Source organism: Cronobacter sp. 153480017-3 (assembly GCF_053627815.1).
Genome location: NZ_JBSEYN010000011.1, coordinates 1 through 17,931 on the forward strand (window position 1 = coordinate 1; position 17,931 = coordinate 17,931).

Annotated in this window: 15 protein-coding genes; 7 read left to right on the forward strand and 8 right to left on the reverse strand. The window is 57.0% G+C overall.

Going from position 1 to position 17,931, the window contains the following annotated elements; translation table 11 throughout:
• Positions 1-344: 344 nt before the first annotated feature.
• Entirely contained in the window at positions 345-1,046 is a 702-nt protein-coding gene (locus ACUW6V_RS18645) for a FadR/GntR family transcriptional regulator (protein WP_105579023.1), read from the forward strand.
• Between the two features lie 13 nt (positions 1,047-1,059).
• Positions 1,060-2,454, forward strand: coding sequence for a multidrug transporter subunit MdtD (gene mdtD, locus ACUW6V_RS18650; RefSeq protein WP_004386192.1), 1,395 nt, complete (start codon positions 1,060-1,062; stop codon positions 2,452-2,454).
• Here mdtD and rbsR read toward each other — a convergent pair.
• From rbsR to kup, 7 genes are all read right to left on the reverse strand, one after another.
• Positions 2,451-3,434, reverse strand: a complete 984-nt coding sequence (gene rbsR, locus ACUW6V_RS18655) for a ribose operon transcriptional repressor RbsR (RefSeq protein ID WP_161585231.1) — start codon at positions 3,432-3,434, stop codon at positions 2,451-2,453. The two genes, mdtD and rbsR, sit on opposite strands and share 4 nt — an antisense overlap.
• Positions 3,435-3,449: 15 nt before the next feature.
• The gene (gene rbsK / locus ACUW6V_RS18660) at positions 3,450-4,379 is read right to left on the reverse strand and encodes a ribokinase (RefSeq protein WP_014727762.1); all 930 of its coding nucleotides are present in this window, start codon (positions 4,377-4,379) and stop codon (positions 3,450-3,452) included.
• A gap of 65 nt (positions 4,380-4,444) precedes the next feature.
• Positions 4,445-5,332, reverse strand: coding sequence for a ribose ABC transporter substrate-binding protein RbsB (gene rbsB, locus ACUW6V_RS18665; protein ID WP_004386189.1), 888 nt, complete (start codon positions 5,330-5,332; stop codon positions 4,445-4,447).
• Positions 5,333-5,358: 26 nt separating this feature from the next.
• The gene (rbsC, locus tag ACUW6V_RS18670) at positions 5,359-6,324 is read right to left on the reverse strand and encodes a ribose ABC transporter permease (RefSeq protein ID WP_004386188.1); all 966 of its coding nucleotides are present in this window, start codon (positions 6,322-6,324) and stop codon (positions 5,359-5,361) included.
• 7 nt (positions 6,325-6,331) lie between these two features.
• Positions 6,332-7,837, reverse strand: coding sequence for a ribose ABC transporter ATP-binding protein RbsA (gene rbsA, locus ACUW6V_RS18675; RefSeq protein WP_004386186.1), 1,506 nt, complete (start codon positions 7,835-7,837; stop codon positions 6,332-6,334).
• Between the two features lie 7 nt (positions 7,838-7,844).
• The gene (gene rbsD / locus ACUW6V_RS18680; protein ID WP_029039520.1) at positions 7,845-8,264 is read right to left on the reverse strand and encodes a D-ribose pyranase; all 420 of its coding nucleotides are present in this window, start codon (positions 8,262-8,264) and stop codon (positions 7,845-7,847) included.
• A 192-nt stretch (positions 8,265-8,456) separates the two neighbouring features.
• Complete coding sequence (kup, locus tag ACUW6V_RS18685; RefSeq protein ID WP_007872196.1) at positions 8,457-10,328, reverse strand: low affinity potassium transporter Kup; 1,872 nt, start codon at positions 10,326-10,328, stop codon at positions 8,457-8,459.
• A 220-nt stretch (positions 10,329-10,548) separates the two neighbouring features.
• Between kup and ravA the strand changes: the two genes are divergently transcribed.
• The gene (gene ravA / locus ACUW6V_RS18690; RefSeq protein ID WP_097564185.1) at positions 10,549-12,048 is read left to right on the forward strand and encodes an ATPase RavA; all 1,500 of its coding nucleotides are present in this window, start codon (positions 10,549-10,551) and stop codon (positions 12,046-12,048) included.
• Positions 12,042-13,493 (forward strand): ATPase RavA stimulator ViaA, encoded by a 1,452-nt coding sequence (viaA, locus tag ACUW6V_RS18695; protein ID WP_004386180.1) that lies wholly within the window; start codon positions 12,042-12,044, stop codon positions 13,491-13,493. The genes ravA and viaA overlap by 7 nt, the downstream gene beginning before the upstream one ends.
• Position 13,494: 1 nt before the next feature.
• Here the strand turns inward: viaA and asnA are convergent, their stop codons facing one another.
• Positions 13,495-14,487 carry an aspartate--ammonia ligase gene (gene asnA, locus ACUW6V_RS18700; RefSeq protein WP_454038762.1) on the reverse strand — a complete coding sequence of 331 codons (993 nt, stop codon included), beginning with the start codon at positions 14,485-14,487 and terminating at the stop codon, positions 13,495-13,497.
• A gap of 153 nt (positions 14,488-14,640) precedes the next feature.
• On the opposite strand from asnA, the gene asnC reads away from it, so the two are divergent.
• The 3 genes from asnC (at position 14,641) to mnmG (ending at position 17,899) form a co-directional block, all read left to right on the forward strand.
• Positions 14,641-15,099, forward strand: coding sequence for a transcriptional regulator AsnC (gene asnC, locus ACUW6V_RS18705; protein ID WP_004386178.1), 459 nt, complete (start codon positions 14,641-14,643; stop codon positions 15,097-15,099).
• An 89-nt stretch (positions 15,100-15,188) separates the two neighbouring features.
• Positions 15,189-15,629: an FMN-binding protein MioC gene (gene mioC / locus ACUW6V_RS18710; protein ID WP_004386176.1), complete on the forward strand. Its 441-nt coding sequence runs from the start codon at positions 15,189-15,191 to the stop codon at positions 15,627-15,629.
• Positions 15,630-16,009: 380 nt separating this feature from the next.
• The gene (gene mnmG, locus ACUW6V_RS18715; RefSeq protein ID WP_085661910.1) at positions 16,010-17,899 is read left to right on the forward strand and encodes a tRNA uridine-5-carboxymethylaminomethyl(34) synthesis enzyme MnmG; all 1,890 of its coding nucleotides are present in this window, start codon (positions 16,010-16,012) and stop codon (positions 17,897-17,899) included.
• Positions 17,900-17,931: the final 32 nt, after the last annotated feature.

The window sequence follows — 17,931 nt, forward strand, 5'->3', positions numbered from 1 at the left end:
AGATTGTCTGATAAATTGTTAAAGAGCGGTGCGACGCGGCATTCAGCCTGCTGTCGCGAGGTGGCGTATATTACGCTTTCCTCTTTCAGAGTCAAGCGTTTATTTTCGCTTTCGTCTGCCTGACGTGCCGGCTCGTTTGCCGTTGTGCCGTGTCAGTGGAGGCGCATTATAGGGAGTAATCAGAATCTGACAAGAGGAAATTAAAAAAAAGTTTCCAAGCGCGCTTTTTTTCACCATTTATCACGTAAAACCGCCATATAGCCTGTTATTTGCCGTTTTTTACATCAGATCATGCCCTGCAGTGGCATACTACTGCGCGAAGTAAAGCTGAAGGAATTGCCATTATGTCGTTACTGGCGCATCAACAGGCCGCTCAAAAGAACCTTTCTTATGTCCTGGCCGAGAAGCTGGCGCAACGCATCCTTAAAGGAGAGTTCAAGCCAGGCGATATTTTACCTGGCGAGATGGAGCTGGGTGAACAGTTCGGCGTGAGCCGCACGGCGGTAAGAGAAGCCGTGAAAACGCTAACCGCCAAAGGGTTGGTTTTACCGCGCCCGCGTATCGGCACGCGCGTGCTGCCTCAAAGCCAGTGGAATTTCCTTGATAAAGAACTGCTGACCTGGTGGATGGGCATCGAAACCTTCACCACGGTGGTTAATCACTTTCTGGTGATGCGCTCAAGCCTTGAGCCTCAGGCCTGCGCGCTGGCTGCGCTAAACGGTACTGAAGAACAAAAGCAGCGCTTCAGGAAAACGCTTGATGAAATGGCCGCGCTACAGATCTCGTTTAACCGCGAGCGCTGGATAGAAACCGACATGGCCTATCATGAACAGATCTATGAAATGAGTGGCAATCCCTTTATGACCGCTTTCGCGAGTCTGTTCCGCTCCATCTATTACAATTATTTCACGTCGATAACGCACAACCAGGTTATCAAGCCTGACATTCATCAGGCGATTGCGGACGCCATTCTTTCTTCCCAAAGCGAAGAGGCCTATCGCGCCTGTCAGACGCTTTTGCAGGCGACCGCATCGCAGGACAAATAACAACAGGATCCGCATGACTAAAAAAGCGCGCAGTATGGCGGGCCTGCCGTGGATAGCGGCAATGGCCTTCTTTATGCAGGCACTGGATGCCACTATCCTCAACACCGCCCTGCCGGCTATCGCTCAAAGTCTTAACCGCTCGCCGCTGGCGATGCAGTCCGCGATTATCAGCTACACCCTGACGGTCGCGATGTTAATTCCTGTCAGTGGCTGGCTGGCCGACCGTTTCGGCACCCGTCGCGTCTTTATGACCGCCGTCTCCCTGTTCACGCTGGGTTCGCTCGCCTGCGCCATGTCCGGCTCGCTGAGTGAGCTGGTTATCTTTCGTATTGTGCAGGGTATCGGCGGGGCCATGATGATGCCGGTGGCGCGCCTCGCGCTTCTGCGCGCCTATCCGCGCAGCGAACTTCTGCCGGTGCTGAATTTCGTGACAATGCCAGGCCTGGTCGGCCCGATTCTCGGGCCGCTGCTCGGCGGCGTGCTGGTCACCTGGGCGAGCTGGCACTGGATCTTCCTGATAAACATTCCAATAGGCGTCGCGGGTCTGTTCTACGCGCGCAAATACATGCCGAACTTCACCACGCCGCGCCGCCGCTTTGATATGCCCGGCTTCTTTCTGTTTGGCCTGAGCCTGGTGCTGTTCTCAAGCGGCATGGAATTGTTTGGCGAGCGTATCGTCTCGACGTGGATGGCCATTGCCGTTATTGCCGGTGGGTTATTGCTGATGATGGCTTATATCTGGCACGCCCGCCGACACAGCGCGCCGCTGATTTCGCTGTCTCTGTTCAGAACACGCACCTTTTCCGTTGGCATTGCCGGGAATATCGCTTCCCGTCTGGGCACCGGCTGCGTGCCGTTCCTCATGCCGCTGATGCTACAGGTGGGCTTTGGTTATCCGGCCTTTATCGCCGGTTGCATGATGGCCCCCACGGCGGTTGGGTCGATTATCGCGAAATCTGGCGTGACGCAGGTGCTGCGCTGGTTTGGCTACCGAAAAACGCTGGTCGGCATCACGCTGTTTATCGGGCTGATGATTGCGCAGTTCTCGTTGCAGTCACCGGATAATCAGGTCTGGCTGCTGATCCTGCCGCTGTTTGTGCTGGGGCTTGCGATGTCCACGCAGTTCACCGCGATGAATACCATTACGCTTGCAGATCTCACAGATGAAAGCGCCAGCGGCGGCAACAGTATGCTGGCGGTCACACAACAGCTGTCGATAAGTCTTGGGGTGGCGGTCAGCGCCGCGGTGCTGCGCTTCTATGAGGGGTTCGATAACGCCAACACCGTTGAGCAGTTCCACTACACCTTTATTACGATGGGCGTGATTACGGTGGTGTCATCGCTGGTCTTCATGCTGTTACGTCCGAAAGATGGCCGTAATCTCATAAAAGATCGCCATAAAGCCTAAGCGGAGCCGCGTACCATCAGCTCTGGCGTTAACTGCAAACGTTGCTGCTGAAGCTCCGGCTGCGCCATCCGATGAATGAGCACATCGATGGCCAGCTCGCCGAGCTCATCTTTGGGCTGATGAATGGTGGTCAGCGGCGGCGTCATATAGCTTGCGAGCTCGATATCGTCGTAGCCCACCAGCGCGATATCCTGCGGAATGCGAAGGCCAGCCTGATAAAGCGCTTGGTAGGCACCGACCGCCATCGCGTCATTTCCCATAAATACCGCCTGCGGCGGCTCGGGCAGCGCCAGCAGCGACTGCATCGCCCGCAGGCCGCCCGCGAATTCGAAATCGCCGATCACCTCATATCCTTCCGTTACCGGAAGCCCCGCGCGCTGCATTGCGGCGCGGTATCCTTCAAGACGCAGGCGCGCCGGCGTTTTATCGAGCGGGCCAGTCACACAAGCGATGCGCGTATAGCCTTTGTCGATTAAATACCGCGTGGCGATATCGCCGCCTAAAAGCGAATTGTCCTGAATCACGTCGCTGCCGCCATCAAAAGGTGACCAGTCCATCATCACGGTCGGGATGGCCGGATAGCGCTTCATAATGGCGGGTGAAGGCTGATGCGTTTCGGTGCAGAGCAGCAGCAGCCCGTCGACGCGTTTTTGCAGTAGCGTCTCCAGATTACGGTTCATGCGCTGTTCATCGCCATCGGTATTACACAACACCAGGCTATAGCCGCGCTCGAAGCAGCTACGCTCCACGCCGCGCACCAGCTCAGAGAAAAAGGGGTTAGAACTTGCGGTGATCAGCATCCCGATGGTGCGGGTCTGGTTGAGCTTCAGGCTGCGCGCCAGCGCCGACGGCGCGTAATTCAGCGTTCTGATGGCCTCCTCCACCCGCAGACGGATAGCCTCACTCACAAAGCGATCTTTATTAATGACGTGAGAGACGGTGGAGGTGGAGACACCCGCAAGGCGGGCGACATCTTTCATTGTCGCCACGATGGTTTACCCCTGCGCCTGTAAGAAGGCGTCAATCTCATCGCGCCACGGCACAGAAGGCTGCGCGCCAGGGCGCGTCACAGCGATAGCCGCGGCCGCATGAGCAAAACGAATGGCTTCAAGCATCGGCGTGCCTTCCAGCAGCGCCGTCATCAGCGCGCCGTTAAAAGTATCGCCAGCGGCGATGGTATCGACGGCTTTGACGCGAAAGCCGGGCACGCGTTGCCCTTCGCCGTTAACGCTCAGCCACACGCCGCGGCTACCGAGCGTAATGATGACCGTTTCAATGCCTTTTTGATGCAGCACCGCCGCGGCCTGCGCGGCACTCTCATCATCAGAGACTTTCACGCCAGTCAGTTTTTCCGCTTCAGTTTCATTCGGGGTAATGATATCCACCAGCGCCAGCAGTTCGTCAGAAAGCGCGCGGGCAGGGGCCGGGTTAAGAATCACTGTGGTCTGATTTTCATGCGCAATGCGCGCGGCCGCGATAACGCTTTCTACCGGCGACTCCAGCTGCATCAGCAGCGCGCGGGCGTTGGCGATTTTTTCCCGCTGTTCGTTAACGCGCTCGGGCGTCAACGCCGCGTTCGCGCCAGCGTGAATGCCGATCACGTTTTCACCTTCGCCATTAACGAAAATGAGCGCCACGCCGGTCGATTCGCCAGCGACGGTGCGGACAGGCGCGACATCTATGTTGTCGCGTGAAAGCTGCTGGCGGATACGCTCGCCGATATCATCCTCACCCACACAGGCGATAAACGCGATATCCGCGCCGCTGCGCCCGGCCGCGACGGCCTGGTTGGCCCCTTTACCGCCGAACGCCACCTGATACTGGCTGCCGGTGACAGTCTCGCCCGGCGCGGGGAAGGCTTCAAGGTTAAGGATATGATCGGCATTGATACTGCCGAGAACGACGAGTTGGCCCGCGCTTTTCATAATGTGTATCCCTGTAAAAGCGCCACATCCTGTGGCGCGTTGCCCTGCTTTTCTTAATGTCGGTTTTATTTGATAACCAGCTTCAGGTCGACCGGGATGCGGGCGCGTACTTTCTCGCCTTTCAGCACTTTATCCGCGGTCTGAACGCCGATAACGCCGATCTGCTCCGGCTGCTGCGCTACGGTCGCGCTCATCTTACCATCCTGAACGGCTTTCACGCCGTCGGCAGTGCCGTCAAAGCCAACGACCATGACATCGGTTTTCCCGGCGGTTTGCAGCGCACGCAGCGCGCCCAGCGCCATTTCGTCGTTCTGCGCGAATACCGCTTTCACATCAGGATGCGCGGTCAGCAGGTTCTGCATCACGTTCAGACCTTTGGTACGGTCGAAATCCGCCGGCTGGCTGGCCAGCACGTTCAGCTTGTGCGCTTCCACCGCCTGTTTAAAGCCTTCGCCACGCTCGCGCGCGGCAGAGGTGCCTGCAATGCCCTGCAGTTCAATCACTTTCGCGCCGTCACCGGCCTGCTTCGCAATATAGTTACCGGCGATTTTACCGCCTGCGATGTTATCAGACGCGATATGGCTCACTACGTCGCCTTTCGAGGCCATACGGTCGAGGGTAATTACCGGGATTTTCGCCTGGTTAGCCATCTTCACGGCGTTACCTACCGCGTCGGAATCGGTCGGGTTAATCAGCACCAGTTTGGTGCCACGCACGGTCAGATCCTGCACGTTCGCCAGCTCTTTCGCCGGGTTGTTCTGGGAATCCAGCACCACCAGCTCGTAACCCAGTTTTTCCGCTTCTTTCTGCGCGCCATCTTTCAGCGACACAAAGAACGGGTTGTTCAGCGTTGAAACCACCAGAGCAATCGTGTCTTTCGCCATCGCGTTGGCGCTGACGGTCGCGCTTAACGCCACGGCGGAAACCAGTGTAGCCAGCTTTTTCATATTCATAATCAGATGTCCTGTTGAGTAATGAGTTACTGCTTTTTGTTATCCACCAGCACCGCCAGCAAAATAACCACTGCTTTGACGATCATCTGGTAATAGGGAGAAACACCTAAGAGGTTCAGACTATTATTCAGGAAACCGAGGATCAGCGCGCCGATCAGCGTCCCAACAATGCGACCTTTACCACCGGCGAGGCTGGTGCCGCCGAGCACGACCGCCGCGATGGCGTCCAGCTCATAACCCGCGCCTGCCAGCGGCTGCGCCGACGAGAGACGCGCCACTTCTATCACGCCCGCCAGCGACGCCAGCAGGCCTGACAGCGAATAAACAATAATTTTGATTTTATTAACGCTGATACCAGACAGACGCGTCGCCGCCTCGTTACCGCCCAGCGCATAGATATAGCGGCCCAGACGGGTGTGATGCAGCACATACCAGGTCACCAGGAACACCAGCGCCATGATCCACACCGGTGTCGGCACGCCCAGCGGGCGGCCAATACCGAACCAGCCAAACAGATCGGCGTTGTCATTAAACCCCGTACTGACCGGGCTGCCGTTGGTGTACTGAAGCGTCACCCCGCGCAGCAGCAGCATCATCACCAGCGTAGCGATAAACGCCTGTACGCGGCCCTTCGCCACAATCACGCCGGTCACCGCGCCGATAGCCGCGCCAAGCGCGAGGGCGGCAGCCACCGCCACCAGCGCGTTGACCTCAATGCCGACGAGCGAGGCGGCGACCGCCCCGGTTAGCGCCAGCAGGGAACCGACGGACAGATCGATACCCGAGGTAAGGATCACCAGCGTCATCCCGACCGCCATGATGGCGTTCACCGACGTCTGCTGGAGAATGTTCAGCATATTGTTAACGGTAAAGAAATTCGGGCTCAGGGTGGAGACAATCGCAATCAGCACCAGCAGGGCTATCAGCGACTTTTGCTCCATCAGCCACGCTTTTGTAAAAAAGCGACGAGTCGCAACGGTCTGGGTAGTCATACGTCTTTTACTCCTGGGTCACGCGATTGAGCTTGCCGACAGCCGCCGCCATCAGCAGTTCCTGGGTGGCCTGCTCGCGTGTGAATTCACCGCCGAGATGCCCTTCATGCATCACCATGATGCGATCGCTCATTCCCAGTACTTCCGGCATCTCAGACGAGACCAGAATGATGCTCAGCCCGTCGGCTTTGAACTGGTTAATGAGCTGATAAATCTCTTTTTTGGCGCCGACGTCCACGCCGCGGGTCGGCTCGTCGAGGATTAGCACTTTCGGGCGCGTCATCAGCCCGCGGGCGATCGCCACTTTCTGCTGGTTGCCGCCGGAAAGCAGGCCAATGGCCTGATCCATTGACGGTGTTTTAACATTAAAGAGACGAATAAAATCGCCCACCGCCTGCTGTTCATCTTTATGCTTCAGGCTGCCGACATCGCGGCTGAAATAGCGCAGCGCGGTCAGCGACATGTTTTCTTTTACCGACATGCCGAGCACCAGCCCGTCGCGTTTGCGGTCTTCGGAGATATAAACGATGCCGTTGGCAAGCCCGTCCTGCGGGGAGCGCGTCACTACCTCGCGGTTATCCAGCGTGACGCGACCACCGGTACGCGGCAGCGCGCCGTACAGCACTTTCATCAGTTCAGTACGGCCCGCGCCCATCAGCCCCGACACGCCGAGAATCTCTCCCTGACGCAGCGTAAAGCTCACGCCGTTGACGCCAGGGCCGCTCAGGTTGTCGACTTTCAGGCGGATCTCGCCCGGCGCTTTGTCGAGATGCGGGTATTGATCTTCAAGCTTGCGGCCCACCATCATTTCGATCAGCGTCTCTTCAGTCAGCGAGCTGACCTCACGCTCGGCGATAAACTGGCCATCGCGCATCACCGTCACGTCATCGCAGATCTCAAAAATCTCTTTCATGCGGTGAGAGATATAGACAATCCCGCAGCCCTGCGCTTTCAGCTCGCGAATGGCGCGAAACAGGGATTCGGTTTCGGTATCGGTCAGGGCGTCGGTGGGTTCATCCATAATGATGACGCGTGATTCAAAGCTCAGCACTTTGGCGATTTCCACCATCTGCTGATCGCCTATCGACAGCTCGCCCACCAGCCGACGGCTGTTAAAGCGCAGGTTGAGCTTCGCCAGCAGTTTATCGGCTTCGGCATACATCTTTTTCCAGTCGATTTTGCCGAAATGGCTGACAAACTCGCGCCCTAAAAAGATGTTTTCCGCAATCGAGAGCTGCGGGATCAGGTTCAGCTCCTGGTGAATGATACCGATACCGGCTTCCTGGGAAGCTTTCGGCCCGCTGAACGTGGTCTCCTGGCCAAGCCAGAGCAGCGAACCGGCGTCGCGGGTATAGATGCCGGTCAGCACTTTCATCAGCGTGGATTTACCGGCGCCGTTTTCCCCCACCAGCGCCATCACGCGTCCGGCGTAGACATTCAGCGTCGCGCCGGAAAGCGCCTTAACGCCGGGGAAGGATTTATCAATGCCTTTGAGCTGGAGTAAAGGTTCCATGGCGGCCTCAGAACGTGACGCCGGCACAGAGAATGATATTCGCATACGGGGAACACTCCCCGCTGCGAATGACCGCCTGACTGTCTGCGGTTTTTAGTTTGAACTGTTCATGTGAAACATAGCGAACAGTGATGGTATTCCCCTGGTGCTGCTGCAGCCGCTCGATCTGCCCGAGCAACGTTTCGTGGAGCTGCGGATTATGCTGTTTAATCTCTTCTGCGAGGATCGCCGCTTCAACCTGCATTTCTTGCGTGACGACATCAACCACCTGTAAGAATCCCGGCACGCCCTGGGTCAGCGCGAGATCGATACGTTCAGTCGTGGACGGAATCGGCAGCCCGGCGTCGCATACCACAACGGTATCCGTATGGCCAAGACGCGAGATGACGGATGAAATGCCGGAATGAAGAACGGTGCCTTTTTTCATTTTTTGCTCCATCAGCGAAACGTTTCGCTAACAGGGAGTGTATCCGGCGAAAAGAACAATAAACAAACACCACGTTGCGAAACTGTGATCGCCATCGAAACGTTTCGCTTAAGGAAAAACTGAGGAAAAAAAGAGAGCGCGCCCATCAACAAAAAACGCCTCCCGGAGTTCGGAAGGCGTTTCGCTTAAGGATTAAATCTCGACCTGTGTTCCCAGCTCGATAACGCGGTTTGGCGGGATCTCGAACTGGTCTGGCGCGCGTAAGGCGTTGCGCTGTAAGAGGAGGAACAGCTTGCCGCGCAGGCGTAAATACCAGGGCCGTTTATCGCCGATGATGAGCGACTCGTGCGACATAAAGAAAGAGGTTTCCATCATCCGGCAGCTTAAGCCCTCAAGCCCACAGCGGTGGAAAATTTCTTCCACGTTCGGCGTTTCGCGCCAGCCGTAGCTCGCCACCACGCGCCAGAACGTCGGCGACAGCTGTTCGAGCGTCACGCGCTTCACATTATGAACGTAAGGCGCATCTTCGGTGCGCAGCGTCAGCAGGATCACACGCTCATGCAGCACTTTGTTGTGCTTGAGGTTATGCAGCAGGGCGAACGGAATGACGTTCAGCGCGCGCGACATATACACCGCGGTGCCCGGCACGCGAACCGGCGGCGATTTCTCAAGCGAAGTGATCATCGCGTCCAGCGAGTTGCCGTGCTCGTGCATACGGCGCAGCAGGCGGAAGCGCTCGCTTTTCCAGGTCGTCATAATGATGAACATCACCAGACCCAGGCTTAACGGCAGCCAGCCGCCGGAGAAGAGTTTCTCCAGGTTCGCTGAAAAGAGTGGCACGTCGACACACAGAAACGCCACCACCATCAGGCCCACCAGGATACGGCTCCAGTGCCAGTTTTTGCGCGCGGCGGTCGCAAACAGAATTGAGGTGAGCACCATCGTACCGGTCACCGCGATGCCGTAAGCCGCCGCGAGATTGCTGGAGTGCTCAAAGCTCACGATGACAATCACCACCGCGAAATAAAGCAGCCAGTTCACCACCGGAATATAGATCTGGCCCGATTCCATCTCCGACGTGTGAATAATGCGCATCGGCGACAGATAGCCCAGACGCACCGCCTGGCGGGTCAGCGAGAAGACCCCGGAAATGACCGCCTGCGACGCGATAACCGTAGCGAGCGTCGCCAGAATCAGCATCGGGATCAGCGCCCAGTCGGGGGCTAACAGGAAGAAGGGGTTTTTGATGGCTTCGGGGGTTTTCAGCAGCAGCGCGCCCTGTCCAAAGTAGTTCAGCACCAGCGACGGCAACACCACCGAGAACCACGCCACACGGATTGGCAGCTTGCCAAAATGCCCCATGTCGGCGTACAGCGCTTCAACGCCGGTGATAGACAGCACCACCGCGCCCAGCGCCGCAAAGGAGACCGCTTTATATTCCAGGAAGAAATGCACCGCCCAGACCGGGTTCAGCGCCTGCAACACTTCCGGGTTGTTCAGAATGCTGCGCGCGCCGAGCACCGCCAGCACCAAAAACCAGGCAAGCATAATCGGCGCAAAGAGTTTCCCCACCATGCCGGTGCCGTGCTTCTGGATCATAAACAGCAGCGTCAGCACCACGATAGAGAGCGGAACGATATACGGGTCAAGCGACGGTGCTGCGATCTCCAGACCTTCAATGGCCGACATCACCGAAATCGCGGGCGTAATCACCACCTCGCCATAAAAGAAGCTGCCGCCGATAAGCCCGAGGATCACCAGCACCGATGTCATACGCGCCGAGGTATTGCGCCCGGCCAGCGACATCAGCGTCAGGATACCGCCTTCGCCGGCGTTGTCGGCGCGCATCACAAAGGTGAGGTATTTAAAAGAAACAACAAAAACCAACAGCCAGAAAATTAAAGAAAGAAAGCCAAAAACGGCGTCCCGCTCCACGCCAAACCCAAACTGGCCGGAAAGACACTCTCGTAATGTATAAAGCGGGCTGGTGCCGATATCACCGTACACCACCCCGATAGCCGCCAGCGTAATCGCAGGCAACGATTGCTTATTCTCAGTGCTCATAGACTAGTCTTCGTTGAAATCCCGTGTGCGCTTCGTCCCTTGGCCCACAAAAAGCGCACAGTATGCACGATTCGTTAAAAAATCGTACCCCTCAATCACCGAGTCTTTACCCAAATCAAGCCAAATAGATAATGGCATCAATCCATTATCAGCATGAATATGAAACGTCTATACTCGCACCAGAAACCAGGCGGCGTAGTCAGAATGCAGAGTAACTATTATGGCTCAACCCAATTTATTGGCGGAAAGAATTTCACGTCTCAGCGCAGCGCTGGAAAAAGGGCTGTTTGAACGCAGCCATGCTATCCGGATGTGCCTGCTGGCGGCGCTGAGCGGCGAGAGCGTGTTTCTGCTCGGCCCGCCAGGCATTGCGAAAAGCCTTATCGCCCGGCGGCTTAAATTCGCGTTTCAGCACGCGCGCGCGTTTGAATACCTGATGACGCGCTTCTCGACGCCGGAAGAGGTCTTCGGGCCGCTCTCGATACAGGCTCTAAAAGATGAAGGGCGTTATGAACGTCTGACCGCAGGTTATCTGCCGGAAGCGGAAATCGTATTTCTGGATGAGATCTGGAAGGCGGGCCCGGCGATTCTGAACACGCTGCTCACTGCCATTAATGAACGCCGCTTTCGTAACGGCGCGCATGAAGAAAAAATTCCGATGCGCCTGCTGGTCACCGCATCCAACGAGCTGCCCGAAGCGGACAGCAGTCTTGAGGCGCTCTATGACCGCATGCTGATTCGCCTGTGGCTCGATCGGGTGCAGGAGAAAAACAGCTTTCGCGCCATGCTGGTGAGCCAGCAGGATGAAAACGAAAATCCGGTGCCGCCAGGCTTGCAGGTGAGCGATGAAGAATATCAGCAGTGGCAGACCGGCATCGGCAACGTCAAACTGCCGGATACCGTCTTCGAGCTGATCTTCACCCTGCGCCAGCAGCTTGATGCGCTGCCGAACGCACCCTATGTCTCAGATCGTCGCTGGAAGAAAGCCATTCGCCTGTTGCAGGCCAGCGCCTTTTTCAGCGGGCGCGATGCCGTGGCGCCTATCGATCTGATCCTTTTGAAAGACTGCCTGTGGCACGACGCCAGCGCCATGACGTTAATGCAGCAGCAAATCGCGCAACTGATGACCTCACACGCGTGGGGCCAGTACGCGATGCTGAGCCGCCTGGGCGCTATCACCCAGCGCCGGATGCAGTTAGAACAGCAGCACAGCGATAAAACGGCGCTGCGCCTTGAGAAGCAGAGCGGCATGTTCAGCCGTCGTCCGCAATATCAGTTGCCCGCAAGCCTCACGGAGCCAACGCTGACGCTGCTGCTGCAAAAACCGCTGAAACTGCACGATATCGACGTTATCCATGTGACGTTCGCGCGCGAGGCGCTGGAGGCGTGGCTGCAAAAAGGCGGCGAGATCCGCGGCAAGCTGAACGGCATCGGCTTTGCCCAGGCGCTGGATCTGGAAGTGGACGCGAGCCAGCATCTGGTGCTGCGCGACGTCAGCCTGCAGGGTACGCGCCTTTCGCTGCCGGGCGCGGCGTCTGCCAACGGCATGCCGGATGAAATCAAACAGCAGCTTGACGATCTGGATAACGAGTGGCACCAGCAACATACGCGCTTTAGCGAACAGCAAAAATGCCTTTTCGTCGAAAGCGACTGGTTAGGACGCATCGAGGCCAGCCTTCAGGACGTGGGCGAGCAGATTAAACAGGCGCGCCAATGCTGACAGCGGATTCGCTGAACCTGATTCTGGCTATCAGCGAAGGCGAGCTGGTAGAAGAGATCGTCATTGCGCTGCTGGCGTCGCCGCAGCTGGCGGTCTTTTTCGAAAAGTTTCCGCGCCTTAAGCACGCGCTGACCCAGGATATTCCGCGCTGGCGCGAACAGCTTAAAACACGGCTTAAAGAGGCGCATGTGCCGCCAGAGCTGGAAGAAGAGGTGATCGGCTATCAGAAAAGCCAGTTGCTCTCCACCAGCCAGTTTATCGTTCAGCTGCCGCAAATCAGCGAATTGCTGCGGCGCGTCGGCTCGCCGTTTGCTGACCAGGCGCAGCGGCTTATCGCCGATAACCCGCATTTTACGCCCGCCCTGCATACGCTCTTTTTACAGCGCTGGCGGCTGAGCCTCGTTGTGCAGGCGACGTCCTTTAATCAGCAGTTGCTGGAGGAAGAACGCGAGCAACTGCTGAGCGAAGTGCAGGAGCGCATGACGCTGAGCGGCCAGCTTGAGCAGGTGCTGGTGGAGAACGAAGATTCCGCCGGTCGTCTGTGGGATATGAGCGACGGCAAACTGCGGCGCGGCGATTATCAGCTTATCGTGAAATATGGCGATTTCCTGGCCGACCAGCCGGAGCTGATGCAGCTTGCCGAACAGCTCGGGCGCTCGCGCGAGGCGAAATCGGTGCCGAAAAAAGAGGCGCCGCTGGAAACGTTCCGCACGCTGGTGCGTGAACCCGCGTCCGTGCCGGAACAGGTCGACGGCTTACAGCGCAGCGACGATATTCTGCGCCTGCTGCCGCCGGAGCTGGCGACGCTTGGCATTACCGAACTGGAATATGAGTTTTACCGGCGGCTGGTGGAAAAACAGTTGCTGACTTACCGGCTTCAGGGCGACGCGTGGCGTGAAAAAGTGATGCAGCGGCCAGTGACGCGCCAGGATTATGACGAACAGCCGCGCGGGCCGTTTATCGTCTGCGTGGATACGTCCGGCTCGATGGGCGGCTTTAACGAGCAGTGCGCCAAGGCGTTTTGTCTGGCGCTGATGCGCATTGCGCTGGCCGATAACCGCCGCTGTTTTATCATGCTGTTTTCGAGCGAAGTGGTGCGTTATGAGCTGTGCGGGCGCGACGGTATCGAACAGGCGATCCGCTTTCTGAGCCAGCGCTTTCGCGGCGGCACCGATCTGGCGAGCTGTTTTCGCGCCATTGCGGAAAAGCTACAGGGCGGCGAGTGGTTCGACGCCGACGCGGTGGTGGTGTCCGATTTTATCGCCCAGCGGCTGCCGGATGAGGTGGTCAATAAGGTAAAGGAGCTGCAGCGCGTTCATCAGCACCGCTTTCACGCGGTGGCGATGTCCGCGCATGGCAAACCCGGCATCATGCGCATTTTCGATCACATCTGGCGCTTTGATACCGGGATGCGCAGCCGTCTGGTGCGTCGTTTACGCCGCTGAATTACAGCAGCTCAGCGACGGTAGACTGCACCTGCTCCGGCCAGACGCCGCACTGCACCTGACCGATATGCGGCAGTTGCAGCAGCAGCATAGTGAGACGCGACTGACCGATCCCGCCGCCGATCGTCTGCGGCATTTCGCCGTTCAGCAGCGCCTGATGCCATTCCAGCTCCAGACGATCCTGATCGCCGGTGAGCGCCAGCTGGCGTTTAAGCGTGTCGGCATCGACACGGATGCCCATTGAGGAGATCTCGAATGCGTCTTCCAGTAGCGGGTTCCAGACGAGGATATCGCCGTTAAGTCCGGCAAAACCGCTTTCCGTCGGCGTGGTCCAGTCATCATAATCCGGCGCGCGCACGTCGTGGCGTTTGCCGTCGGCAAGTTTCCCGCCAATGCCAATCAGGAAGACCGCGCCCAGCTCTTTCGCAATCGCGCGCTCGCGCCCTTTGGCGTCCAGCTCCGGGAAGCGGCGCTGCAGCGTTTCGCTGTGCACAAAATGAATGGCGTCCGGCAGGAACGGCGTCAGCCCGAAGCGCTCCGCCGCCGCCAGTTCGGTTTCCTTAATCGCTGACCAGATGCTCTCCACCGTCTGCTTCAGCGTACCGAGATGGCGTTCGCCGTCGCCCATCACGCGCTCCCAGTCCCACTGATCCACATACACCGAGTGTACCGGAGAGAGACGGTCTTCATCGGGGCGCAGCGCTTTCATATGGGTATAAAGCCCTTCGCCCGCGCTGAAATCATGCTGGCCCAGCGTTTTGCGCTTCCATTTCGCGAGCGAGTGCACCACTTCAAACTGCGCCTGCGGCAGCGTTTTGACATTGACCTGCACCGCTTTTTCACAGCCGGAAAGGTTATCCTGCGTCCCGTCGCCGACGCGGCTTAAGATCGGTGCCTGCACTTCAAGCAGACCGAGTTTCTCCTCAAGCTGGCGGGAAAAATGGGCTTTCACAAAGCTAATCTGACGCTGGCGTGTGATGTAGGCGGTTTTCATTTTTTAGGGCTCCTGTACCTCTGTTGCTTTTGATTAAGCAATAAAAAAGCCAGCCAGTTCAATAATCATCAATAAAAAAGGCCACACGTCTTTTAATCCGATAATATAGACGGCATGAAACTGACGATTACTGAATAAACATAAGGAAAACGTATGGAAAATTATCAGATCGATAATCTGGACCGCGGCATTCTGGAGGCATTAATGGCGAATGCGCGTACCGCCTATGCCGAACTCGCTAAACAGTTCGGCGTCAGTCCCGGCACGATTCATGTACGCGTGGAAAAAATGAAACAGGCTGGGATCATCACTGGCGCGCGTATCGATATCAGCCCGAAACAGCTTGGTTACGATGTGTGCTGCTTTATCGGCATTATTCTCAAGAGTGCAAAAGATTACCCGGCCGCGCTCGAAAAGCTGGAAAGCCTGGATGAAGTGACCGAGGCCTATTACACCACCGGCCACTACAGCATCTTTATTAAAGTGATGTGTCGTTCGATAGACGCATTACAGCAGGTGCTTATCAACAAGATCCAAACAATTGATGAAATTCAGTCCACCGAGACGTTGATCTCGCTGCAAAACCCGATCATGCGTACTATCCGCCCATAAAGGGATTTTTTAATACCCATATTATCCACAGGTAGATCCCAGCCCCTGCACAGCGTACAATACGCGTCGTTTACTCAAGGCGGACATCCATGACAGACATTACCCTGATCAGTGGCAGCACTCTTGGCGGCGCGGAATATGTGGCGGAGCACCTGGCTGAAAAGCTGGAAGACGCCGGTTTTAGCACCGAAACGCTGCATGGCCCGCTTCTTGAAGATCTTAAGCCTGAAGGCACCTGGCTTATCGTGACGTCCACGCATGGCGCGGGCGATCTGCCGGACAATCTGCAACCTTTATATGATGAGCTTGCAGAACAGCGTCCGGATCTCAGCCAGGTTCGCTACGGCGCTATCGGTATCGGAAGCCGCGAATACGACACGTTTTGCGGGGCGATTGAAAAACTGGACGCGCTGTTAATCGAATGCGGCGCGAAACGCGTCGGCGAACCGCTTAAGATCAACATTCTCGATCATGATATTCCCGAAGATCCGGCTGAGGTGTGGCTCGGATCATGGAAAAATTTACTCTGATCGGCGAAATGATCGCCATTCAGCTGTGGATAAAATAGCTTAAAAGCTTGTATCAACCCGTAGTTATCCAAGGTATAAGTGTTGTTCGCTTTTTGAGTTGTGTATAACCCTCATTTCTGATCCCAGCTTATACGGTCTGGGATCACCGATCATTCACAGCAAGCGATCCCGGATAACCTTTTGATCCCAAATGGGCGATCCGGGTTATCCACAAGGGATGTCGATCCTAATAAGAGATCATAATAAAACAGATCCTTTAGATAAAAGATCTTCTTTTTAATACCAACGATCCCGGCGCTTTCTCACCAGGCTAAAGTTGAGTAGAATCCACGCCCCGGGCTAGCTAACCCTCTTTCGCACAACCGCGAGGTCATACCAACATGTTTTATCCGGATCCTTTTGACGTCATTATCATTGGCGGGGGTCATGCAGGTACCGAGGCCGCAATGGCCGCTGCACGCATGGGTCAGCAGACCCTGCTTTTGACACACAATATCGACACGCTCGGACAGATGTCCTGCAACCCGGCGATCGGCGGTATTGGTAAAGGACATCTGGTGAAGGAAGTGGATGCCCTCGGCGGGCTTATGGCGAAAGCGATCGACCAGGCGGGTATCCAGTTTAGGATACTAAACGCCAGCAAAGGTCCGGCCGTACGCGCTACCCGCGCTCAGGCAGATCGCGTGCTGTACAAGCAGGCTGTGCGTACCGCGCTGGAGAATCAGCCGAACCTGATGATCTTCCAGCAGGCCGTTGACGATCTGATCGTGGAAAACGATCGCGTTGTCGGTGCCGTCACGCAGATGGGCCTGAAATTCCGCGCGAAAGCGGTTGTCCTGACGGTCGGCACGTTCCTCGACGGCAAGATTCACATCGGGCTTGATAACTACAGCGGCGGCCGTGCGGGCGATCCGCCTTCCGTACCGCTGGCGCGTCGCCTGCGTGAACTGCCGCTGCGCGTCAGCCGTCTGAAAACCGGAACGCCGCCGCGTATTGACGCGCGCACCATCGATTTCAGCGTGCTCGATCAGCAGCATGGCGACAACCCGATGCCGGTCTTCTCGTTCATGGGCTCGGCGGATCAGCATCCGCGTCAGGTGCCGTGCTACGTCACGCACACTAACGAGAAAACCCATGACGTGATCCGCAGTAACCTCGATCGCAGCCCGATGTACGCGGGGGTTATCGAAGGGATCGGTCCGCGCTATTGCCCCTCGATTGAAGATAAAGTGATGCGCTTCGCCGATCGCAACGCGCACCAGATTTTCCTGGAGCCGGAAGGGCTGACCAGCAACGAAATTTACCCGAACGGCATCTCCACCAGCCTGCCGTTCGACGTGCAGATGCAAATTGTCCGTTCCATGAAAGGGATGGAGAACGCGAAGATTGTTCGCCCGGGTTACGCGATTGAGTACGATTTCTTCGATCCGCGCGATCTGAAGCCGACTCTGGAAAGCAAATATATCCACGGGCTGTTCTTCGCAGGCCAGATCAACGGCACGACCGGTTACGAAGAAGCCGCGGCTCAGGGGCTGCTGGCCGGTCTGAACGCGGGCCGTTACTCGGCGGAGAAAGAGGGATGGGCGCCGGGGCGCTCTCAGGCTTATCTTGGCGTGCTGGTGGATGACCTCTGTACGCTCGGCACCAAAGAGCCGTACCGCATGTTCACCTCGCGTGCCGAATATCGCCTGATGCTGCGCGAAGACAACGCTGATTTACGCCTGACCGAAGTTGGTCGCGAAATGGGACTGGTCGACGATGCGCGCTGGGCGCGCTTCAACGAGAAGCTTGAGAATATCGAACGCGAGCGCCAGCGCCTGAGAAGCACCTGGGTGACGCCGTCTACCGCCTCGGTGGAGGAGATCAACACGATGCTCACTGCGCCGCTCTCCCGTGAAGCCAGCGGTGAAGATCTGCTGCGCCGTCCGGAAATGACCTATGCTCAGTTAACCTCGCTATCGGCCTTCGCTCCGGCGCTGGATGACGCGCAGGCGGCGGAGCAGGTTGAGATCCAGGTGAAATACGAAGGCTATATCGCTCGTCAGCAGGATGAGATTGAAAAACAGCAGCGCAACGAAAACACGCTGCTGCCGGCGACGCTGGATTATCGCCAGGTGAATGGCCTCTCCAATGAAGTGATCGCCAAGCTTAACGATCATAAACCGGCATCGATTGGCCAGGCGTCCCGTATCTCCGGGATCACGCCAGCCGCTATCTCGATTCTGCTGGTCTGGCTGAAAAAACAGGGGCTACTGCGCCGCAGTGCCTGAGTTGAAACGCTCTTCGGGCCAGCCTTGTCTGG